This is a genomic window from Streptomyces sp. NPDC003023, assembly GCF_042888225.1.
Classification (GTDB): domain Bacteria; phylum Actinomycetota; class Actinomycetes; order Streptomycetales; family Streptomycetaceae; genus Streptomyces.
Map to the genome: position 1 here is coordinate 83804 of NZ_JBIAPL010000003.1, position 21561 is coordinate 105364.

21 protein-coding genes are annotated in these 21561 nt (G+C 70.6%); 11 read left to right on the top strand and 10 right to left on the bottom strand.

Going from position 1 to position 21561, the window contains the following annotated elements:
* Window positions 1-79 precede the first annotated feature (79 nt).
* Complete coding sequence (locus tag ACFYV1_RS12160) at window positions 80-1657, bottom strand: S8 family peptidase (RefSeq protein ID WP_389395374.1); 1578 nt, start codon at window positions 1655-1657, stop codon at window positions 80-82.
* A 188-nt stretch (window positions 1658-1845) separates the two neighbouring features.
* Between ACFYV1_RS12160 and ACFYV1_RS12165 the strand changes: the two genes are divergently transcribed.
* From ACFYV1_RS12165 to ACFYV1_RS12175, 3 genes are all read left to right on the top strand, one after another.
* Window positions 1846-2934 (top strand): threonine synthase, encoded by a 1089-nt coding sequence (locus ACFYV1_RS12165; RefSeq protein ID WP_389395375.1) that lies wholly within the window; start codon window positions 1846-1848, stop codon window positions 2932-2934.
* Window positions 2935-3031: 97 nt separating this feature from the next.
* Window positions 3032-3748 carry an SDR family oxidoreductase gene (locus ACFYV1_RS12170; RefSeq protein WP_389395376.1) on the top strand — a complete coding sequence of 239 codons (717 nt, stop codon included), beginning with the start codon at window positions 3032-3034 and terminating at the stop codon, window positions 3746-3748.
* Between the two features lie 59 nt (window positions 3749-3807).
* On the top strand, window positions 3808-4308 hold the full coding sequence (locus tag ACFYV1_RS12175; RefSeq protein ID WP_389395377.1) for a hypothetical protein: 501 nt from the start codon (window positions 3808-3810) through the stop codon (window positions 4306-4308).
* A 77-nt stretch (window positions 4309-4385) separates the two neighbouring features.
* On the opposite strand, the gene ACFYV1_RS12180 is transcribed toward ACFYV1_RS12175, so the two are convergent.
* The 4 genes from ACFYV1_RS12180 to ACFYV1_RS12195 form a co-directional block, all read right to left on the bottom strand.
* Window positions 4386-5087: a ribonuclease H gene (locus ACFYV1_RS12180; protein WP_389395378.1), complete on the bottom strand. Its 702-nt coding sequence runs from the start codon at window positions 5085-5087 to the stop codon at window positions 4386-4388.
* A 193-nt stretch (window positions 5088-5280) separates the two neighbouring features.
* Window positions 5281-6048: a DUF4232 domain-containing protein gene (locus tag ACFYV1_RS12185; RefSeq protein WP_389395379.1), complete on the bottom strand. Its 768-nt coding sequence runs from the start codon at window positions 6046-6048 to the stop codon at window positions 5281-5283.
* 103 nt (window positions 6049-6151) lie between these two features.
* Window positions 6152-8809 (bottom strand): BTAD domain-containing putative transcriptional regulator, encoded by a 2658-nt coding sequence (locus tag ACFYV1_RS12190; RefSeq protein WP_389395380.1) that lies wholly within the window; start codon window positions 8807-8809, stop codon window positions 6152-6154.
* Window positions 8810-8996: 187 nt separating this feature from the next.
* Window positions 8997-9806, bottom strand: a complete 810-nt coding sequence (locus ACFYV1_RS12195; RefSeq protein ID WP_389395381.1) for a helix-turn-helix domain-containing protein — start codon at window positions 9804-9806, stop codon at window positions 8997-8999.
* A gap of 229 nt (window positions 9807-10035) precedes the next feature.
* Here ACFYV1_RS12195 and ACFYV1_RS12200 point away from each other — a divergent pair, with 229 nt between their 5' ends.
* The 6 genes from ACFYV1_RS12200 to ACFYV1_RS12225 all read left to right on the top strand — a co-directional run bounded on the left by ACFYV1_RS12200 (window position 10036) and on the right by ACFYV1_RS12225 (window position 14166).
* Window positions 10036-10716: a DUF4097 family beta strand repeat-containing protein gene (locus tag ACFYV1_RS12200; RefSeq protein ID WP_389395382.1), complete on the top strand. Its 681-nt coding sequence runs from the start codon at window positions 10036-10038 to the stop codon at window positions 10714-10716.
* Window positions 10717-10730: 14 nt separating this feature from the next.
* A complete protein-coding gene (locus ACFYV1_RS12205) occupies window positions 10731-11699 on the top strand; it encodes an ATP-binding cassette domain-containing protein (protein WP_389395383.1) in 969 nt (322 codons plus the stop codon).
* Entirely contained in the window at window positions 11696-12487 is a 792-nt protein-coding gene (locus tag ACFYV1_RS12210; RefSeq protein ID WP_389395384.1) for an ABC transporter permease, read from the top strand. Before ACFYV1_RS12205 ends, ACFYV1_RS12210 begins: the two co-directional genes overlap by 4 nt.
* Window positions 12488-12641: 154 nt before the next feature.
* Window positions 12642-13427, top strand: a complete 786-nt coding sequence (locus ACFYV1_RS12215) for an ArsR/SmtB family transcription factor (RefSeq protein WP_389395385.1) — start codon at window positions 12642-12644, stop codon at window positions 13425-13427.
* A gap of 213 nt (window positions 13428-13640) precedes the next feature.
* A complete protein-coding gene (locus tag ACFYV1_RS12220) occupies window positions 13641-13910 on the top strand; it encodes a type II toxin-antitoxin system Phd/YefM family antitoxin (protein WP_019434848.1) in 270 nt (89 codons plus the stop codon).
* Entirely contained in the window at window positions 13903-14166 is a 264-nt protein-coding gene (locus ACFYV1_RS12225) for a type II toxin-antitoxin system RelE/ParE family toxin (RefSeq protein WP_389395386.1), read from the top strand. Before ACFYV1_RS12220 ends, ACFYV1_RS12225 begins: the two co-directional genes overlap by 8 nt.
* Window positions 14167-15352: 1186 nt before the next feature.
* Here ACFYV1_RS12225 and ACFYV1_RS12230 read toward each other — a convergent pair.
* The 3 genes from ACFYV1_RS12230 to ychF all read right to left on the bottom strand — a co-directional run bounded on the left by ACFYV1_RS12230 (window position 15353) and on the right by ychF (window position 17400).
* Window positions 15353-15766 (bottom strand): PIN domain-containing protein, encoded by a 414-nt coding sequence (locus ACFYV1_RS12230; protein WP_037661709.1) that lies wholly within the window; start codon window positions 15764-15766, stop codon window positions 15353-15355.
* A complete protein-coding gene (locus ACFYV1_RS12235) occupies window positions 15748-16032 on the bottom strand; it encodes a hypothetical protein (protein WP_028438980.1) in 285 nt (94 codons plus the stop codon). The genes ACFYV1_RS12230 and ACFYV1_RS12235 overlap by 19 nt, the downstream gene beginning before the upstream one ends.
* A 279-nt stretch (window positions 16033-16311) precedes the next feature.
* The gene (gene ychF, locus ACFYV1_RS12240) at window positions 16312-17400 is read right to left on the bottom strand and encodes a redox-regulated ATPase YchF (protein ID WP_389395387.1); all 1089 of its coding nucleotides are present in this window, start codon (window positions 17398-17400) and stop codon (window positions 16312-16314) included.
* Between the two features lie 204 nt (window positions 17401-17604).
* Between ychF and ACFYV1_RS12245 the strand changes: the two genes are divergently transcribed.
* Entirely contained in the window at window positions 17605-18168 is a 564-nt protein-coding gene (locus tag ACFYV1_RS12245) for a DUF6542 domain-containing protein (RefSeq protein ID WP_389395388.1), read from the top strand.
* A gap of 19 nt (window positions 18169-18187) precedes the next feature.
* On the opposite strand, the gene ppgK is transcribed toward ACFYV1_RS12245, so the two are convergent.
* Together ppgK and ACFYV1_RS12255 are read right to left on the bottom strand one after the other, a co-directional pair.
* On the bottom strand, window positions 18188-18928 hold the full coding sequence (gene ppgK / locus ACFYV1_RS12250; RefSeq protein ID WP_389395389.1) for a polyphosphate--glucose phosphotransferase: 741 nt from the start codon (window positions 18926-18928) through the stop codon (window positions 18188-18190).
* A 30-nt stretch (window positions 18929-18958) separates the two neighbouring features.
* Window positions 18959-19963, bottom strand: coding sequence for a 4-hydroxy-3-methylbut-2-enyl diphosphate reductase (locus tag ACFYV1_RS12255; RefSeq protein ID WP_389395390.1), 1005 nt, complete (start codon window positions 19961-19963; stop codon window positions 18959-18961).
* Window positions 19964-20042: 79 nt separating this feature from the next.
* Between ACFYV1_RS12255 and ACFYV1_RS12260 the strand changes: the two genes are divergently transcribed.
* The gene (locus ACFYV1_RS12260) at window positions 20043-21434 is read left to right on the top strand and encodes an APC family permease (protein ID WP_389395391.1); all 1392 of its coding nucleotides are present in this window, start codon (window positions 20043-20045) and stop codon (window positions 21432-21434) included.
* Window positions 21435-21561: the final 127 nt, after the last annotated feature.

Below are 21561 nucleotides of genomic sequence, written 5' to 3' on the forward strand. Positions count from 1 at the left end.
GGCCGCCCCTCTGCTGCTGCGGTACTGCGGTATTGCGGTACTTCGGTGGAGCTCAGCCGGTCACCGGCTCATGGGCGGCTCAGAACTGCAGCGCCCAGGAGTTGAGCGTTCCGGTGTCCCACGACGCGTTGTCGGTCACCCGAAGCTTCCAGGTGCCGTTCGCCGTCTCCGACGACGCGTCCACCGTGTAGGTGGTGTTGATGTCGTTCAGGCTGCCACCGCTGCCGAAGGCCTTCAGCGTGTACGCCGTGCCGTCGGGCGCGACGAGCTGGACCCGGAGGTCACCGATGTAGGTGTGCTGGATGCTGACCGGCACCTGCAGGCTCGAGGGCGCCCTGCCCGAGATGCCGCTCACCGTGACCGGCGACTCGACGGTGGCGTTGTCCCTGATGGGGTAGTCGGTGGTGTTCTCGAAGCGGTCACCGGTCGGCGGCTCGGTGTCCCCGGTGCCCACGTACATCAGGCGGTTGGGGGAACCGGTGCCCGGGTTGCCCACGACACCGCTCGTGGCGGCGGTGGTCAGGGCAGTCGAGACCTGGGCCGGGGTCGCGGTCTTGTTGCCCGCCAGGTACAGCGCCGCCGCGCCCGCGACGTGCGGGGTGGCCATCGACGTGCCGGAGATGGTGTTCGTCGCCGAGTCGCTGGTGTTCCACGTCGAGGTGATCGAAGAACCGGGGGCGAAGATGTCCAGCGCGCTGCCGTAGTTGGAGAAGCTCGAGCGGGCGTCGGAGCTGGTGGTGGAGCCGACGGTGATGGCCTCCGCGACGCGCGCGGGCGAGTAGTTGGAGGCGTTGGACCCGTCGTTGCCCGCCGCGACCGCGTACGTGACGCCGGAGGCGATGGAGTTGCGCACGGCCGTGTCGAGGGCGGAGTCGATGCCGCCGCCGAGGCTCATGTTGGCGACGGCCGGCTTGACGGCGTTCTGCGTCACCCAGTCGATGCCGGCGACGACCTGCGCGGTGGTGCCGGAGCCCTGGTTGTTCAGCACGCGGACGCCGACGATCTTGGCCTTCTTGGCCACACCGTGCGCGGATCCCGCGACGGTTCCGGCGACGTGCGTGCCGTGTCCGTTGCCGTCCTGCGCCGTGTTGTCGTTGTCGATGGCGTCATAGCCGTACGACGCCCGACCACCGAAGTCACTGTGGGTGATGCGCACACCGGTGTCGATGATGTACGCGGTCACGCCCTCACCGGCGGTGTCCGGGTAGGTGTAGCTCTGGTTCAGCGGCAGCGCCCTCTGGTCGACCCGGTCCAGGCCCCACGAGGGCGGGCTCGGCTGCGTACCGGAGATCGTGAAGACACGGTTCTGCACGACGGACTCCACGGCGGGGTCCGCGGCGAACTTCTTCGCCTGCGACTCGGAGAGCTCGACGGCGTAGCCGTTCAGTGCGGCGCTGTACGTCTTCTTGACCGTCGCACCGTACTTCGCCGCGAGACGCTTGCCCGCGCTGGAGCCCGCGTCGGCCGCGGAGTCCTCGAGTGTGACGATGTAGCTGCCCTTGATGGCTCCGGGTGCGCCCGCGTTCTCGATCACACCTGCGGGTGCCGGCTCGACCGCGGTCGCCGGCAGGGCATAGACCGTGCCGAGCGCGAGCGCGGCAACGGATATGGCGCTTGCCGCGGCGAGTCTTCGCCGCGAAACACGCATCACAGACATGTGAGGGGTCCTCCTCATAGGTGGTGCGTTGCTGTGGGGGACGACAGGAGCATGCCAATAACGCGGCCCCAAATCCGCGTCACGTGCAAGCGCCTGACGATCGAAAGATTGACCGATCCATAGGAATCCCACAAGAGGCCCGGCCGCCAAGTAACAAGCGCGCCACACGACTGACATGCTCACGAGCCATGACGACTTATCGTTGCTCCGTCTGCGGAAGCCGCTCGCCGGCTGATTCTGCCACCTGGTGCTGCCCCGCCTGCCAGGGGCCCTGGGACCTGGACTTCAGCGCCTCGGCCGTTCCTCTCGGCGCCCTGCCGGGACGGGTGAACTCACTGTGGCGCTACGAGGAGGCACTGCCTCTCTCCAAACCCGTCACGTCGCTCGGCGAGGGCCGGACACCGCTCGTGACCCTCACGCCGACCGTGTCCGCGAAGCTCGACTTCCTGACTCCGACACTGTCCTTCAAGGACCGCGGCGCCGTCATGCTCGCCGAGCTCGCCCGGCGTCTCGGGCCACGCCGCGTGATCGCCGACAGCAGCGGGAACGCGGGCACGGCCGTCGCCGCGTACTGCGCGCGGGCGGAACTGGACTGCACCGTGTACGTACCCGAGGCCACCAGCGCCAAGAAGGTCGAGCAGATCCGGGCCCACGGAGCGCGGCTGGAAATCGTCCCCGGTGACCGCGAGGCCACCGCCGCGGCCGCTCGCTCGGCGGCGAGCCTGCCCGGTGTCTTCTACGCGAGCCACGTCCACAACCCGTACTTCCTGCACGGGACCAAGACGTACGTGTACGAGCTGTGGGAGGACCTCGGCGGCCGGCTCCCCGAGGCGATCGTCGTTCCCGTCGGAAACGGCACGCTGCTGCTGGGTGCGGCACTGGCCCTGTCCGAACTGCACTCGCACGGGCTGATCGACTCCCGTCCGGCACTGATCGCCGTCCAGGCGGAGGCGGTGTCGCCACTGGCCGCGGCGTTCCACGCGGGCGCCGACGAACTCCTCGACGCCTCCCCCGCCCGCCCGACGCTCGCCGAGGGCATCGCCATCCCGAACCCGCCGCGGGCCCGGCAGATCCTTCGGGCCGTACGGGAATGGGGCGGAACCTTCCTGACCGTCACCGAGGACGAGATCCGGACAGCCCAGCGAGACCTCGCCACCCGCGGACTGTTCGTCGAGTCGACGGGAGTGGCCTGCTGGGCGGCAGCCGGCGCCTGGACCGACCGCACGGCCGTGGTGCCGCTGTGCGGGGCCGGGCTGAAGACGGGCCTGGCGCCGTGAAGCACGCAGGCCGCCTCCGCCGTTGACATCGAGCGCGCTCCAAGTGATGGAATCCCGGCGCCGGACAGGCACTCGAGCCAGCACAGGGGGCAACAGCATGAGCAAGGACACCACACCCGCGGCACAGGTCACGCTGATCACGGGCGGTGGCAGCGGCATCGGCGCGTCCGCGGCCCGCCGGCTCCTCGCCCGCGGCCACCGCGTCGCCGTCACCGGCCGCAGCCCCGAACGGCTGCGCCGATTCGCCGGCGAACTGGGCGACCCCGACGGTCTGCTGCTGCTCCCCGGCGACGCGTCCGACCACAAGTCGGTCCAGTCGGCCGTCGACACCACGGTCGAGGCGTTCGGGCGTCTCGACGCGGTCGTCGCCAACGCCGGCTTCGCCACGCACGACTCGGTCGCCGACGGCGACCCCGAGGGCTGGCGCGAGATGGTGCTCACGAACGTCCTGGGCCCCGCCCTGCTGATCCGCGCCTCGCTGCCCGCTCTGAAGGAGACCCGCGGCCGGATCGTCCTGGTCGGCAGCGTCGCCGGGTTCCAGAACACCCCGGGCAACATCTACGGCGCGACGAAGTGGGCGGTCACCGGCCTCGCGGAGAACACCCGCCGCCTGGTGACGGCCGACGGGGTCGGTGTCACCCTCGTCGCGCCGGGCCGCGTCGAGACCCCCTTCTGGGACGGCCTCGGCGCCCTGCCGGAGGGGCATCTGCTGACCGCCGATCAGATCGCCGACTCCATCGTGTGGGCGGTCGGCCGGCCGTACGGCGTCGACATCAACACCATGATCATCCGGCCGATCGGCCAGCCTGTCTGACAAGCGGTCCGGCGACACCCGGACGGTACGATCGCGGCGGTTCGACGACGGGGGCGCGGATGTCACAGGTGACGCGGCGATTGTTTCTGGCCATGGGGACCCTGGCCCTGACCTCCGCGTGCGGAACCGACGCCGCCGCAGGCGGGCCCGACGAGGGCCCGCTGCGCACGGACACCGGACCGCTGGAGAAACGCTTCCCGCTGCTCGGTCCGCTGAGCGAGGCCCACTGGCTCGGCTACGACCGGGTGCGGAACAACGACGGCCGGTCGGTCCCCGGACCGTCCGACATCCGCGTGGTCGGGGTCGCCCGGCCCGCGGACGGCACGGTCGCCCGACTGCTGTCCAAGTCGGCCCGCGGCTTCCGTCCGCGGACGCCGTCAGAGGTGCCGGAGCGGCTCGCGGCCCATGTCCCGGCCGGGGCCGGATGGGTCGGCAGCGAGACCTTCGACGCCGAGATCACCAAAGGCGCGTACAGCGGCCGTTTCCTGCTGTCAGCGGCGAAGGGACTCGTCTGGTTCGACACGGTCAATCCCTCGGCGCCGTCGGCCGCGCCCTCCTGAGACACCGCGGGGCCGGGGAGGCGGGGACACCGGAGGGGGCGAACTCGACGGTGCGGTCCGCCGTTTCGGGCGGGTACTCAGGTGCTTGCCGCGGCGGCGCACCCGGGGTGCCCCCAGCTCGCGCCGACCTTGGTGATCTTGTCGCCCTTGGCGTACGGGCTGCCGCAGGGGCAGGTCCCGGCGAAACGGGCGGACAGAGTGCGCCTGCCCGACGATGTGGACTTCGACGCGGAGGCGGCCGACGCACCGCGCGGCCGGCCGCCGCCGCGACGCGGTGCGGAGGCGGTGACCGGGTCCGGCACGGGAAGGTCGGCCGCCGTTCCGGCCGCGCCCTGCTGCGTACGGGCGGCGTCGCCGGCCGCCTTGTCGGCGACGGCGTTCAGCGGATCCCCGTCCACCTGGTGGGCGGGGACGTACACGAAGACGACGTCCCTCCCTTCCAGGAGGGCGTCGATGCGCTGGATCAGTTCGCGGTTGGCGACCGGCTTGCCCGCGGCGGTCTTCCAGCCGTTCCGCTTCCACCCGATCAGCCACTTGGTCACCGCGTCACGGGTGTACGTGCTGTCGAGGCGGACCTCCAGCGGCGTCGCGGGGTCCGTCGAGGCCAGCAGCTGCTCGAGCGCGGTGAGTTCGCCGATGTTGTTCGTGCTGTGGCCCAGCGGTCCGGACTGCCAGCGCTGCGGGACCCCGGCGCCGTCCGCGACCACGTAGGCCCATGCGGCCGGCCCCGGGTTGCCCTTTGCGGCGCCGTCGCACGCCGCGATGATTCGCTCACCCATGCCACCGATCATGGCACTTCCCCAGGTGTCCGTGTGCTGCCGGGTCGGACGCGGCCCGTTTCGGCTCGCGGCCGGAAGGACGCGTCCCGGTCCCGACGGTGTGCCGTCGGGACCGGGAGGTCCGTCACCGGGTGTGCGGGCGAGGGCAGACGGGCCGCTGGTGGGGGCGGCGGCAGGACTTCGAGCGCGGCCTTCAGAAGTCGTCGGCGCCGTTGCGCAGCTCGTACGTCCAGTAGCCGGTCTTCGCGGCGGCCTCGTCGACGGCGAGACCACCCGCGGGGGCGGTGACGACATCGCTGCCCTCGGCCGGGCCGTCGGCCGCGAAGAGGTTCACGTTGAAGCGGGTGACGACCTTGTTGTCCTCGTCCACCCCGCCGAGGGCGACGCGGACATTGGCGTACGCCGGCGCGCCGGGCTCGAGGACGATCGGCGCCTCCGGCCTGCTCTTCGCGACGGCCGGGATGTCCTTGGCGGTCTGGACGTCGCCGAACGCGATCAGCGGGTACTCGAGGATCCGGCAGGTGCGGCCGGAGGTGTTGGTCGCCGTGAGCACGATGTGCTCGGTGGGCACCTCGTCGGCCTTCTCCATCGTGATCTTCACGTCCTCGTACGTGCAGGCGGGGGCGTCGGCGTTACCCTGCGAGCCGCCCTTCGACCCGCCCTTCGACCCGCCCTTCGAACCATCCTGCGGGCCGCCTTTCGCGCCGGTCGAACCCGTTCCGCCGCTGCCGCCGGCGGTGGAGCCCGCGCCGTCCTCGGCGGCGGCCCCGGCCGCTGCCGCGCCCTTCGCGTCCGACGCCGCCCCTGCCGACGCCTTGGAGCCGGAGTCCGAGGACGCCGACGACGAGCCGGCGTCCGCCGCCCCCTCGGCGCCGTCACTGCCGCCGCAGGCGGTGAGACCCAGTGAGAGGGCGGCGATGGCGGCGGCGGCAAGGACGGTGTTCCTGTGGTGGGTACGCATGGTGGTTCTCCCCCGTCGAGCAGTCGGTCGTGGCCGTGTTCGGCACACTGTTTCGGTCCGACTACAGCTTCGGGCCCGGCGCTGCCGTCCCACTTGCGTACCGCTAACGATTTACCGGCAGCCGCGACAGCAGCTCCGCCGCCCGTTCGTGTCCCTCCGTGAAACCGGCCGCTTCGGCCGAAAGAGACGCCTGTTCAAGCTGGTCAGCCGCCTCCTCGAGGCGGCCGAGCCCTGCCAGTGCCTCGCCCAGGAGGAGCTGCAGCTGCGTCCGGCCGACCACCGCGTCGGCCGGGACGAGTTCCGTCGCGCGAAGGGTGTGCGCGAGTGCCGCCTCGTGATCCCGCGCCCCCAGGCAGTGCCCGGCAAGGTGCCGGAGAGTCAGCACCTGGGTGGGCGGATGGCCCGTCCGGTCGGCGAGCGAGACCGCCCGGGCCATGAGCGGCCCGGCCCGCTCGCGCTCACCGACGGAGTCCAGGACCACCGCGAGATTGACGGAGGCGATCGCCTCGCTGATCTCGTCACCCGCCGCGGCCGCCAGTTCGGGAGCCTTCTCCAGTTGCAGGAGAGCCTCGTCGTCCCGGCCCTCGGCGTGCAGCACCCAGCCGAGCAGTGCCCGTGCGCGCGACTGGGCGTCCGGGTCGCCCTCCTGCTCCGCGGCGTCGCGCGCGGTCTCCAGGAGCGGCACCCAGCCGTCCCTGATCCGCCAGAGCATCAACGGCCACTGCATCAGGACGAGCCGCCAGACCCGGTCGTGAAGGCCCAGGGAGGTGGCGGCGGCGACCGCGCCCTCCAGGGCGGGGCGCTCGGCCTCGTACCAGGCCAGCGCGGCGGTCCGGTCCTCGAACTCCCTTGTCGCGGCGGGACGCCGCATGCCCGCGGGCAGTGAGTAGCAGGGCTGGGAGCCCGGTTCGGCGGCCGCATCGGCCGCGAGCCCGGTGTACAGGTAGTGGTCGAGGAGCCGCGGCAGCCCCTCTGGGTCGGCCTGGGGGGAGAGATGGCGGGCGTAGAGGCGTACGAGGTCGTGCGGCGTCCAGCGGCCCGGGACCGATTCGGTGAGCAGATGGGCGGCGGTCAGGCGGTCCAGGTCCGCCGACGCCCGCGCGGGGGACGTCCCGGCGAGCGCGCCCGCGGCGAAACGGTCCAGCTCGGACCCTGTGTGCAGGCCCAGCGCACAGAACATCCGGGCGGCGGACTCGGGCAGCTGCTGCACGGTGAGCCGCAGCGCTGCGGAGACTCCGGTGTCCTCGACGTCCAGCAGGGCCAAGCGGCCCTGTTCGTCCGCGAGTTCCCCGGCCATCGCCGCGAGCGTCCACTGGGGCCGCTCGGCCAGCCGGGCCGCCGTCACCCGCAGTGCGAGCGGCAGGCCGTCGCAGAGCCCGGCCAGCTGCGCGGCGGCGTCAGGTTCCGCGGCGATCCGCTCCTCCCCGAGGACGGTGGCGAGCAGAGCCGAGGCGTCGGCCCGCGGAAGGTGCCCGAGCGCCACCGGGCGGGCGGCGTCCGATGCGACGAGACCTCCGAGCCGGTCGCGGCTGGTCACCAGCGTCACGCAGTGTTCACCGCCGGGCAGCAGCGGCCGGACCTGCTCGGAGGAACGCGCGTTGTCGAGTACGACGAGGAGTCTGCGTCCCGCGGTGAGTGCACGGAACAGCGCTCCCATCGCCTCGGCGGCCACCGGAATACGCTCCGGCGGGCAGCCGAGCGCGAGGAGGAACTCCCGCAGCACGGTGGCGGCTTCGGGGGCCTGGGTCTCGCTGAAGCCGTGCAGGTCGGCGAAGAGCCGCCCGTCGGGGAAGTCGGCGCGTCGCTGGTAGGCCCAGTGCAGGGCGAAGGCCGTCTTGCCGACCCCGGCGGGCCCGGTGACGAGGCATACGGGGGCGTCGCCGACCGCCCTGGCCAGTGCCGCCAGTTCGGCGCCCCGACCGGTGAATCCGCGCGGCGGTCGCGGCAGCAGCTCGGGGACCCGGACCTCGGCGGGGACCGGGACCTCGGCGGGGGCGGGCGGTCGCTGCGCGGGAGCGGGACCCGCGGAGCGCAGGAGTGTCGCGTACGCCTCACTGAGCTGCTCGCCGGGGTCCACGCCGAGTTCCTCCGCGAGCAGCCGCCGGGTGCGGTGGTACCAGCTGATCGCGTCCGACTGCCGTGACGAGCGGCCGAGAGCCAGCATCAGCGCGGCCGCGAGCGATTCACGCAGCGGGTGCGCGACGGCTTCGGTGCGGAGCACCGCGGCGGCCCTGCCGTGCTCGCCGAGCTGCCCGTACGCGTCCGCCAGTGCCTCCACCGCGGCCAGCCGCAGATCCTCCAGGCCCCCGGCCGCCGCCTCCAGCGGCCTGCTCCGCACGGTTCCGGTGAGTGCGGGCCCCTGCCAGCAGGCGAGGGCGTCGCGCAGCATCCGTACGGCGTCGGCGGGCCGGCGCTGCACCCTGGCGAGTGCGACGAGCTCCTCGAAGCGGTGGGCGTCCACCAGGGATTCGGGCATCCGCAGCAGGTACGCCGAGCCCTGGGTGGCCAGCTCGACCCCGTACACCTCGGCGCCGTGCGCGGCGAGCAGCGCGCGCAGCCGCGAGACGTGACCCTGCAGAACGGTCCTGGAATGGGTCGGCGGCTCGTCCTCCCAGAGCGCGGCGGTCAACTGGTCCACGTTCACGGCGGTGTTGGGGCGCAGCAGCAGCATGGCCAGCAGACTGGAGCGCTTGGCGGGTCCAAGGGCCACATCGCCGTTCTCCGTCACGACGGCGACGGAGCCGAGCAGCCGGAACTCCACCTGAGACCTCCATGATCCACTTGCCGCAAGGGTCGACAATACGCGTGCGAGCGCTTCCCCCCGCCCCGGCGCGGCTCACGCATGACGTGCAGGACCTGCCCCGGCGGGGACCCCGGACCACTGCCGACGGGGCAAATGTCCGAAAGCAGACGCCGCGCATGTCGGAACCCGCCCGCGGTCGGGGTCTCTATCCGTGGTCCGGGCCCGGCTCGGTGGCACCGCCCGGCTCCGTGGCACCCCCCGGCTCCGTGGCACCCCCCGGCTCCGTGGTGCCGCCCGAGGTCGTTCCGGCTTTCGAGTGGAGGACTTCGCGGGCCTGTTCGGCGGCACGGGTCATGCTCTCGCCGACGAAGTCGACGAAGCGGGCGATGTTCTCCAGACGGGTGGCGGCCGGGGTGTCGGGGCCCAGGAGGCTGACGCCCTGCCGTGCGGTCTCGGCGAGCTGGGCGTGGGACCGGGCGGCGGCGATCATCCCCTGGTACCAGACGTCGTCGTCGGCGATGTAGCGCTCGCGGCGGCGTTCGTCGCGTTCGCGGCGGATGAGTCCCTGGCCCTCGAGGAACGCGACGGCCTTGGAGACGGACGCCGGGCTTACCCGGAGGTGCTGGACGAGTTCGGACGCGGTGAGGCTGCCCGCGTCGGTGGTGTAGAGGGACACCAGGACCCGGGACGTCATCTTGGGCAGGCCCTGTTGCATGAGGAGGGTGGTGAACGCCTCCTCGTACTCGCGCACGGCCTCGGCGTCACGTCCGCGGCCCTGCTCGGGCGTCTGCGCCCCCCGGGGGGCCGCCTGCCTGCGCCGGTGGGCGCGGCGCTCGGTGGCGCGCTGGGCGAGGTCGGCGCGGTATGCGGCGGGGCCGCCGTTTCGCATCACCTCGCGCGTGATCGTCGAGGTGGGACGGTCGAGGCGCCTGGCGATCTCCGCGTAGGCGAGGCCGTCGGCCACCCCCAGCGCGATCTGCCGGCGTTCCTGCTGGGTGAGTCTGCCTCCCGGCATCGCGATCTCCCTACGTGCGCTTCCCTCGGTGATCCAACATAGCGTTCACCCGGAACCCAATGCAACGAACCGCACTGACTCCATTGCGTTAAAAACCCAACCGTTGCAACGATATCCAGGCTATAACCTGCATATACACACCCCGTACGCAACGAGCTTGTTGCCTAGATCGTGAACGCAACGTAGCGTTTCCGGTGTCAGAAACAAGCAGCGGCAAGAGGAGAGCACGATGCGGAAGTTCGACACCCCGGCCCCGATCTCCACCGTCCTGGACATCCCCGCGGGGCGGATCCAGGTCATCGCCTCCGACCGGTCCGACGCCACGGTCGAGGTCCTGCCCGCGGACGCCTCGAAGGGCCGCGACGTGAAGGCCGCGGAGCAGACCACGGTCGAATACGGCGACGGCGTCCTGCGAATCGAGGCCCCGGCGGCGAAGAACCAGATCCTCGGCCCCTCCGGCTCCGTCGAGGTGACCATCCGGCTGCCCGCCGGCTCCCGCGTCCAAGCGAAGGCGGCGGGCGCCGAATTCCGGGGCGTCGGGCGGCTCGGCGACGTCGCCCTCGAAGGCGCGTACGGCCCGCACGACGCGGTCAAGATCGACGAGGCCGCGAGCGTCCGCCTCACCGCCCTCGCCGGTGACGTGTCGGTCGGCCAACTGGGCGGCCCCGCGGAGATCAACACCCAGAAGGGCGACATCCGCATCGCCGAGGCCGTGAGCGGCACGGTCGTGCTGCGCGCCGGGATGGGCAACGTGTCGGTCCGCGCCGCCGCCGGAGTCTCCGCCTCGCTGGACGCCGGCACCGGCTACGGCCGGATCACCAACTCGCTCAAGAACACCGAAGGCGCCTCCGCGGGCCTGCACATCCACGCGACCACCGACCACGGCGACATCGACGCCCGCAGCCTCTGAAGGAGAACCCCCTCATGACCGGCTTGGCCATCGCGGCGCACGCACTGCGCAAGTCCTACGGCGACAAGGTCGTGCTCGACGGCGTCGACCTGACCGTCCCCGAAGGAACGGTCTTCTCCCTGCTCGGCCCGAACGGGGCCGGCAAGACCACCGCCGTCAAGATCCTCTCCACCCTCGTCTCCCCCGACCCCGGCTCCGGCGAGATCCGCGTCGGTGGCCACGACCTCGCCGCCGCACCGCAGGCCGTACGCGCCATGATCGGCGTCACCGGCCAGTTCTCCGCCGTGGACGGGCTGATCACCGGCGAGGAGAACATGCTCCTCATGGCGGACCTGCACCACCTGTCCCGCGGCGAGGGGCGCCGCACCGCCGCCGAACTCCTCGAGCGCTTCGACCTGGTGGAGGCGGCGAAGAAGCCGGCCTCCACCTACTCCGGCGGCATGAAGCGCCGCCTCGACATCGCCATGACCCTGGTCGGCGACCCGCGGATCATCTTCCTCGACGAACCGACCACCGGCCTCGACCCGCGTTCCCGCCACAACATGTGGCAGATCATCCGCGAACTCGTCTCCGACGGCGTCACCGTCTTCCTCACCACCCAGTACCTGGAGGAGGCCGACGAACTCGCCGACCGCATCGCCGTGCTCAACGACGGCAGGATCGCCGCCCACGGCACCGCGGAGGAGTTGAAGCGGATCGTCCCCGGCGGACACGTCCGGCTCCGCTTCACCGACCCGGCCGCGTACCGGTCCGCCGCCTCCGCACTCCGCGAGGTCACACGGGACGACGAGGCGCTGGCACTGCAGATCCTCAGCGGCGGCAGCCAGCGCGAACTGCGCTCCGTCCTCGACCGGCTGGACTCCGCCGGCGTCGAGGCCGACGAGCTGACCGTGCACACCCCCGACCTCGACGACGTGTTCTTCGCCCTGACCGGCTCCGGCGCGCCCGGCCGGAACAACCAGCCCAAGGAGACTGCCCGATGAGCTCCCTCTCCCTCGCCGTACGCGACTCCTCCACGATGCTGCGCCGCAATCTCCTGCACGCACGGCGCTATCCGTCGCTCACCCTGAACCTGCTGCTCACCCCGATCATGCTGCTGCTGCTCTTCGTCTACATCTTCGGAGACACCATGAGCGCGGGCATCGGCGGCGGAGGTGCCGACCGGTCCGCATACGTCGCCTTCGTCGTCCCGGGCCTTCTGCTGATGACCATCGGCAGCACCGTGGTCGGCACCGCGGTCTCCGTCTGCAACGACATGACCGAGGGCATCATCGCCCGCTTCAGGACGATGGCGATCCACCGCGGCTCGGTGATCATCGGGCACGTCATCGGCAGCGTGCTGCAGTCGGTCACGAGCGTGGCGCTCGTCGGCGCCGTCGCCGTGGCCGTCGGCTTCCGGTCCACCGACGCCACGGCCCTGGAGTGGTTCGCGGCGTTCGGACTCCTCGTGCTCTTCGCCATGGCGCTCACCTGGATCGCGGTCGGCATGGGCCTGGTCAGCCCGAACGCCGAAGCCGCCGGCAACAACGCGATGCCACTGATCCTGCTGCCGCTCCTGTCCAGCACCTTCGTCCCGGTCGACGCCATGCCCGGCTGGTTCCAGCCGATCGCCGAGTACCAGCCGTTCACCCCCGCCATCGAGACCCTCCGGGGCCTGCTGCTCGGCAGCGAGATCGGCCACAACGGATGGCTCGCCGTCGCCTGGTGCCTCGGCCTCACGGCGCTCGGCTACGTCTGGTCCACCTCGAAGTTCAACCGCGATCCGAAGTAGCCGTCATGACGACGCGGGCCACCTCCCGCGACCCTTCCACCCGAGGGCGGCGTCCACCGACACCCGTCGGCGCACGCCGCCCCGTCGGCAGCACCTCCGTCGGTTGACAGGCAACCAAATGGTTGCCATTTTGGTTTCGAGGGGGTTCGATGGCATGGACGAGGTGTTCAAAGCACTCGCGGACGCGAGCCGAAGAAGACTGCTGGACCGGCTGAACGAGCGGGACGGGCAGAGTCTGCACGAGCTGTGCGCTGGGCTGGAGATGACCAGGCAGGCCGTTTCCAAGCATCTGGCGGTGCTGCAGGAAGCGGGCCTGGTCACGGCGGTCCCGCGCGGCCGAGAGCGGCTGCACTACCTCAATCCCGTGCCCATCCACGACATTGCGGACCGCTGGATCGGCCAGTACGAGCGGGGCCGGATGGCGGCACTCAGCAATCTGAAGCACGCCCTGGAAGGAACGGCGATGACCACGCCCGAGTACGTCTACACGATCTACATCCACACCACGCCCGAGAAGCTCTGGCAGGGGTTGACCAGCCCGGAGTTCCTGAAGCAGTACCACGGCGGCTACGCGCCGTCCTCCGACTGGCAGCTCGGCTCCAAGGTGCTCTGGCCGGTCGAGGACGGCGGCGAGCCGCAGGACCTCGGCCAGGTCGTCACCGAGTCGGAGCCCGGCAAGCGGCTCGCGTACACCTGGCACACGCTGCAGCCGATGCACCAGGAGATGTTCGGCATGAGCGACGCGGAGTTCACCGAAGCGGCCAAGGAGCGTTCGAAGGTTGCCTTCGACATCGAGCTCGCCGAGGAGCCGGAGATGGGCGTGAAGCTGACCATCACCCACGACGGCTTCGCCTCGGCCGACTCCAAGATGCTCGAGGGCGTCAGCGGCGGCTGGACCGCGATGCTGTCCGAGCTCAAGACAATCCTCGAAAGGGGCTGACCTTTTCGGTGGGACACCGCAGATCCCGGTCTGCGGTGTCCCATGTGCGGGTGCTCCGTGCAACGGCGCGCGGCGCACGCGCTCCGGTGGACAGGTGTGTCGCTCCGTCGGCCTCGCACCGACGCGACGACCCGAGGAATCACGCCGCGCCTCCGAGCCGAGCGCACAGCCCCTTGAATGTGTACACATGGCACACTCGGTACACTTGAGCGCATGACGCAGCCGCTGCCCATAGAGTCCATCCGCGACGTACGCGCACACCTTGCGGAGGTGGTGGAGCGCGCAGACCGCGACGACGTGCCCACGGTGATCACACGTCGAGGCAAGGAAGTCGCCGCCGTCGTCTCCATCGAAGTGCTGCGCAAGTACCAGGAATGGGAAGAGCGCGAGATCAACCGGATCATCGACGAGCGCATGGCCAACCCGGCCCCAGGCATCCCGATCGAGGACATCATGAGGGAAACGCTGGCGCGCGGTGAGTGAGTACCGAACCGTCTTCCGACCCGAGGCGCAGGCCGAACTCCGGAAGACCCCCCGCGACATGGCGCTGCGCATCCTCGCCAAGCTGACCGAGCTGGAAAGCGACCCCTTCGGCTTCGACACCACCGCGCTCGTGTCGCAGCCGGAACGCCGCCGACTGCGCGTCGGCGACTACCGGGTCGTCTACACGATCGACAACAGGGAGCTCGTGGTCTGGGTCGTACACGTCGGGCATCGCTCCACCGCTTACGACACCTGATCCCGACTGATCCAGCGTCTGAACATCCAGCACAGGCCCAGCAGAGGCAAACCTTTAGCCTTGTGCACCTACATGCGGGCGCTATTCCGTCTCACCAGGTCGTCACAGCGGTTTCATCCTCAGGGCCCAGCAGAGGTGACCAATCGTCAGAAAATCCAGCACCGAACCAGCACGGTATGGACGACGGGGCCGGGCTCTCAAGAGCACGGCCCCTTCTGATCTGCTTGCTTGCCACATCAGCGACGTGGTGTTATTTCATCCGCTCAGACGTTGAAGCGGAACTCCACCACAAGGCTGTGACCTGCGGAAATGCGGGCGCATCCCAGCACCATCCCAGCACGGAATGCGCGACAAAGTACAAGAAGACCGAAGATCGCCAACGCTAGAGCAGCGCTCGCGCTCACTCACGGTCTCCCTGGACGCCGGCGGCCAGCTCCGACGCCTGGCCGCCGCCCAGAATGCACGTCCAGACCTCGGGGCCGGCACGAGCCTCCACAGGTCCCGTATACCCCCGGCTTGGCGGGGCATAGTCAGAAGCTTCCGCGCTGCCGCAGGTCAGCCTGCATAGCTCAGCGGGTGGAGCAGGCCCCTTCTAAGCGCTTGGCCGCAGGTTCGAGTCCTGCCGGGGGCGCCCCAAACATGGCTGGTCAGGGCGCTCTCGGACCGCTAGCGGAGAAACGGTGCGCGCGGCGACGGAGTCTGGCCGGACAGCACGTACAAGACCAGCGGACAAGCCCTGCAGAACCGAGGGCTCATCAAGGTCACCAAACGCCGCGGGCATTGGAGCGCTCACCTCACCGAGAAGGGGCGGCAGCATCTCATCGAACGCGGCATCCGCCCCGTGGAGCAGAGCACCCGACCGCCGGAGCGCCCCGCCCGAGAACCGGCACCGCCGCGCCCCCGAGCCGTGCCGAAGGCCCTTGCGAACTACGCGGACCAGCTACTCGATGAACTGGCGGTTGCGAACGACGGCTGTCTCATGCCACATCACTTCCGCCCGGGCAGGAGCGGACCGAGGTCGAGGCGTGGCTCGCGTTCGCGGACGCGCACCTCCAAAACCTCACCGAATCGGCCTCAGCGCCGAAACTGCCCACGCCGCCGAAACCCAGCGGCGACGACCTCAAGCCCTTCCTCGGTCACTGGAGCCCCTACGGACCCCGCTCCTACTGAGCCGGACCAAGGGAAATCACACCGCCACGAGCCGGACCCGCTCGCCGCACAGCTTGGCCATGTCGTCAATATCGGAAGTCAGCATGACCACGGGGCGGTGCTGTCGCAGCGCGGCCTCCGCGACGGCCGCATCGATCGCGTACTTGTGTCCGTGCAACCCGGCATTCATCAGCAACTTCGAGGCGGCCCTCGCCTCCTCGTCACCGACCGGGACGACCCGCAGCCCGGAAAGCACCCAGTTCAGGCGTGACTTGTTCGTACGGGCGTGGACGGCCTCGATGATGGTGAGCGCACTGATCACGACCTCCATGCCACGCGAGCGCGCCTCAGCGATCAGAGCCACCACCTGTTCTTCGTCAGCGAGCAGCTTCGAGAGTCCCTCGCTGTCGAGGACGAGCGTCCCCTCGTGACTCAGCCTGCGGCGGGCCACTCGGCCTCCTCGGCGAACACCTCGTCGAAGACCTGCCGCGCCCGTTGACGAGCCGGCTCGGAGACCGGCCCCTTGCGGCTCTCGTAGTCCGCCAGGTACTCGTCCAGGACCTGCCCGCGCAGCTCACGCTCGACCGCCTCGGCGATGAACGCGGAGAACTCCCGCTTGCCCACCCGAGCCCGGATCGCCTCCGCGGTCCCCTCCGGCAGCGACAAGCTCACCCGCGTCGCTGGCCCTTCCCCGATGCTGTACGTCGCCTCAGCCATGCCCCCGATTGTGTCAAACGAGTAGGAAAATCGCCACGTCCGCACTACCTTCACAGCTCGGTCAGCGCCCCGCTCGCACAAATCCCAGCACGGGCACCCCCATCCATGCCAACACGATCCCAGCACGGTACGGATGACCAGGGATGACGACAGGTGACGAGGGGTCAGCTATCCCAGCACCATCCCAGCACGGGAAAAACAAAGGGCCCGACTCCGAAGAGTCGGACCCCATCTGACCTGCACGTTTGCCAGATCAGTGACGTGGTGTTACGTCACCCGTCACACATTGAAGCGGAACTCCACCACGTCGCCGTCCTGCATGACGTATTCCTTGCCCTCCATGCGTGCCTTGCCCTTGGCGCGGGCCTCGGCCACGGAGCCGGTCTCGACCAGGTCGGCGAAGGAGATGACCTCGGCCTTGATGAAGCCCTTCTGGAAGTCGGTGTGGATCACACCGGCGGCCTCGGGGGCCGTCGCGCCCTTCTTGATGGTCCAGGCGCGGGTCTCCTTCGGGCCTGCCGTGAGGTAGGTCTGCAGGCCCAGGGTGTCGAAGCCGACGCGGCCGAGGGTCGCGAGGCCCGGCTCCTCCTGGCCCATGGACTGCAGGAGCTCCAGGGCCTCGTCGTCGTCCAGCTCGATCAGCTCGGACTCGATCTTCGCGTTGAGGAAGATCGCCTCGGCCGGGGCGACCAGGGCGCGCTGCTCGTTCTTGAAGTCCTCGTCGACCAGCTCGTCCTCGTCGACGTTGAAGACGTAGAGGAAGGGCTTGGTGGTCAGCAGGTGCAGCTCGTGGAGGAGCTTGCCCTTCTCGGTGCCCGCGGTGATCCCGGCGGCGAAGAGGGTCTGGCCGGACTCGAGGATCTTCTGGGCCTCCTCGACCGCGGCGAGGACCGCGACCTTCTCCTTCTGGAGGCGGGACTCCTTCGTGAGGCGGGGGACCGCCTTCTCCACCGACTGCAGGTCCGCGAGGATCAGCTCGGTGTTGATCGTCTCGATGTCGTCCTTGGGCGAGACCTTGCCGTCGACGTGCACGACGTTCTCGTCCTTGAAGGCGCGGATGACCTGGCAGATCGCGTCGGACTCGCGGATGTTCGCCAGGAACTTGTTGCCCAGGCCCTCGCCCTCGCTCGCGCCGCGCACGATGCCGGCGATGTCGACGAAGTCGACCGTGGCGGGGAGGATGCGCTGCGAGCCGAAGATCTTCGCGAGGACGGCGAGACGGGGGTCGGGGACGCCCACGACGCCCACGTTCGGCTCGATGGTGGCGAACGGGTAGTTGGCCGCCAGCACGTCGTTCTTGGTCAGGGCGTTGAACAGGGTCGACTTGCCGACATTCGGCAGACCGACGATTCCGATCGTGAGCGACACGTTGGCGACTTCCTGACGTGGAGAGTGTGGAGAGCTGCGGACTGGCGGGTCGGCGTACAGCCCGGTAGGGCGGGGCCGATCCACCAGTTTACGGGCGGGCCCGGCGGGCCTGCGACGGCCGGCGGAGTCGAACACAGCACCAAGGTCGTCCAAAGGGCGTGTCCAGTGCCGGTTTCCTCCGCCGCCGCGACCTACTTTGTGCGAGTGGACCAGCACAGGACAGGTCGCCCCCGCCCCCGGCAGCAGCCGAAGGCCCCCGTCTCGGCGCCGAGCACGCTCGCCGACGCCGCCGCCGTCTATCCGGTGCCCGCCGGCCCGCCGCGGCCCGTCCCTCCCCTGGTGCTCGCGCTGCGGCGGCTGCCGAATCCCCGGCTGACCGGGCTCGGTGCGGGGCTGTTCGCGGCCGCCGCGATGCTGGCGCTGGGCAGTCTGTCCTGGCTGCTGTTCGACGGCTCCGCGACCGTGTACGGGCTGATGTTCCTGCCGGTCAGCGCCCTGACAGCCCTCTGGGTGCGTGAGGCCGACCTGGTCAGTGCGCCGATCATCGTGCCGATCGCGTTCGCCGTGGGGATCGTGCCGATCTCCGGCGGCAGCGGCGGGGTCGGCGGGCAGACCATGGCCGTGGTGACGGCGCTGGCCGTGCACGCGGGCTGGCTGTACGGCGGGACGCTGGTGGCAGGGGTCATCACCTGCGTACGGAAGGTGCGGACAATGGCGCGGCGCCAGCGCCGGGGCCGTACGGGCGGCGACCCCGGCGGACGCGGCTGACGCTGATGGCAGGCGTTGCCTAGCGGCTCGCCGCCGCCATCGCCGCGCCGACGATGCCCGCGTTGTTCTGCAGCTCGGCCGGGACGATCTCTGCCCGAACGCCCTCGATCAGCGGCAGGAACTTCTCCGACTTGCGGCTCACCCCGCCGCCCACGATGAACAGCTCGGGCGAGAACAGCATCTCCACGTGGGCCAGGTACTTCTGCACCCGCCGTGCCCAGTGCGACCAGCTGAGGTCCGCGTCCTCCTTGGCCTTCGTCGACGCCCGCGTCTCCGCGTCGTGGCCGTTCAGCTCGAGGTGGCCCAGTTCGGTGTTGGGCACCAGGCTGCCGTCGGTGAAGACCGCGCTGCCGATCCCGGTGCCGAAGGTCAGCAGGATGACGGTCCCCTTGCGGCCCCGGCCCGCGCCGAACGTCATCTCCGCCACACCGGCCGCGTCCGCGTCGTTCAGGATCGTGACGGGCAGCCCTCCGACGCGCTCGCCGAGGAGGGCGGCCGCGTCCTTGTCGATCCAGCCCTTGTCGACGTTCGCCGCGGTACGGATGATGCCGCCGGTGACGACGCCGGGGAAGGTGATGCCGACCGGGCCGGTCCAGCCGAAGTGACCGATCACCTCCGCGACGCCGTCCGCGACGGCCTCCGGGGTCGAGGGCTGCGGTGTCAGCACCTTGTGGCGCTCCTGTGCGAGGTCGCCGCGGCCCAGGTCCACGGGAGCACCCTTGATCCCGGATCCGCCGATGTCCACTCCGAAGACGTTCATGGACACAACGTTAAAGGGCGGAGCTGAGCGTCACTGCCCGGACGGCCGACCCGACAGCTCGGCAGCCTCCGCGCGCAGGTCGCGGCGGAGCTCCTTGGGCAGGGAGAACGTGATCGACTCCTCTGCCGCCTTCACGATCTCGACGTCCTCGAAGCCGCGCTGCGACAGCCACTCGAGCACCCCCTCGACCAGCACCTCCGGCACGGACGCGCCCGAGGTGACGCCGACCGTGGAGACGCCCTCCAGCCATGCCTCGTCGATCTCGTCGGCGAAGTCGACCAGGTGTGCGGCGCGGGCGCCGGCGCCGAGGGCGACCTCGACGAGGCGGACCGAGTTCGAGGAGTTCCTGGAACCGACCACGATGACCAGGTCGGCCTCCGTGCCCATCTGCTTGACGGCGATCTGACGGTTCTGGGTGGCGTAGCAGATGTCGTCACTCGGCGGCGAGATCAGGCCGGGGAACTTCGTCTTGAGCGCGCCGACCGTCTCCATCGTCTCGTCGACGGACAGGGTGGTCTGGGAGAGCCAGACGACCTTGTCGGGGTCGCGGACCTCCACGTTGGCCACGTCCTCGGGGCCGTCGACCAGGGTGATGTGGTCGGGCGCCTCGCCGGACGTGCCGATGACCTCTTCGTGACCCTCGTGGCCGATCAGGAGGATGTCGTAGTCCTCCTGGGCGAACCGCACGGCCTCCTTGTGGACCTTGGTGACCAGCGGGCAGGTCGCGTCGATCGTCGCGAGCTTCCGCTCGGCTGCCTCGGCGTGCACCGTCGGCGCCACGCCGTGCGCGGAGAACATGACGATCGAGCCTTCGGGGACCTCCGCCGTCTCGTCGACGAAGATCGCGCCCTTCTTCTCGAGGGTCTGCACCACGTACTTGTTGTGGACGATCTCGTGGCGGACGTAGATGGGCGACCCGTACTGCTCCAGGGCCTTCTCCACGGCGATCACGGCACGGTCCACGCCTGCGCAGTAGCCGCGGGGGGCGGCGAGGAGGACGCGTCGGGCAGGAGGCGTAGCAGTCATGCCCCCCATCGTAAGGCCGCGTCGTGCAGGCGCTTGATCAGCCACCGGTACGAGACTTGGCGGTACTCGAGCGAGGGAGTACGTCGTGATGAGGCGAGCCGCCGCCCCGGAACCCGGCACCGGTCATGAGGAGCTCCCGGACGGCGACGGGCTGCGCCGGACGCTCGGTTTCCGTGACCTGGTCGTCTACGGGCTGCTGTTCATCGCCCCGATGGCCCCGGTCGGCGTGTTCGGGACGCTGGACGCCAGATCCGGCGGCGCGGTGGCCCTCGTCTACCTGGTCGCCACGGTCGCCATGGCCTTCACCGCCGTGAGTTACGCGCAGATGGTGCGGGTCGCTCCGAGGGCCGGCTCGGTGTTCACGTACGCGAGCAAGGGGCTCGGCGAGGGGCCGGGGTTCATCGCCGGGTGGATGGCGATGCTCGACTATCTGCTGATCCCGGCCGTCGCCTACCTCTTCTCGGGCATCGCGATGGAGGCGCTGGTCCCCGAGGTCGACCGGTGGGTGTGGACGGGGATCGCGGTGGTGGTGACCACGCTGCTGAACCTGTGGGGTGTGCGGGCGGCGGCCAGGGTCGGCTTCGCGGTGCTCGCGATGGAGATTGTGGTGCTGCTGGTGTTCGTGGTGTCCGCGGTCACGGTGCTCGTACGGGACGGGGCGCAGCGCGGCTGGCTGACGCCGCTGACGGGCGACAGCGGGTTCTCCGTGGCGGCGGTGCTCGGGGCGGTGTCCGTGGCCGTCCTGTCGTATCTCGGCTTCGACGCGATCGCGTCGTTCGCCGAGGAGGTGACGGGAGGCTCGCGGAAGGTGGCGCGGGCGGTGCTGTTCTGTCTGGCGCTCGCCGGGCTGCTGTTCGTGGCGCAGACGTATCTGGTGGCGCTGCTGGAGCCGGTGCCATCGGCGCGGCTGGCGGCCGAACCGGCCCGGCAGGGCTCGGCGTTCTACGACGCGGTCGACGCGTCGGTGGGGACCTGGCTGCACGATCTCGTGGCGGTGAGCAAGGCGATCGGGGCGGCGTTCGCGGCGCTGGCCGGGCAGGCGGCGGCGGGGCGCCTGCTGTTCGCGATGGCCCGTGACCGGCGGCTGCCGGGGGTGCTGGCGCGTACGGGGTCCGGGGTGCCGCGTCCGGCGCTGCTGGTCGCGGCGGCCGTGACGATGGTGGCGGCGGTGTGGGCGGCACAGCGGGACGACGGCCTGGACCATCTGGTGTCGGTGGTGGACATCGGGGCGCTCAGCGCGTTCGTCCTGCTGCACGCGAGCGTGATCGGCTGGTTCGTCGTCCGCAGGGCGGCCGGTCCGCCGGACCGGATCAGGCATCTGGTGGTGCCGGTCGTGGGCGCGTGCGTGCTGATCGCGGTGATGGTGGAGGCGGCGGGGTCGGCGCAGGTGGTGGGGGTGGTGTGGCTGGGGGTGGGGCTGATCGTGCTGTCGGTGCAGTGGGGCGGACGGCGCGGGGGGCCGGCAGGCGGGGGCGGGTAGGCCCCCTGTCTGAGCGCCGGGCCTCGGCTGGGGCCGGAGCGTCCCTGTTCGGCGCGGCGGACCGCGCGGCGGACTGCGCGGCGGTCCGGGCCGGCGGGGGAAACGTCTCCGGGCCGGTCCCTCCTCC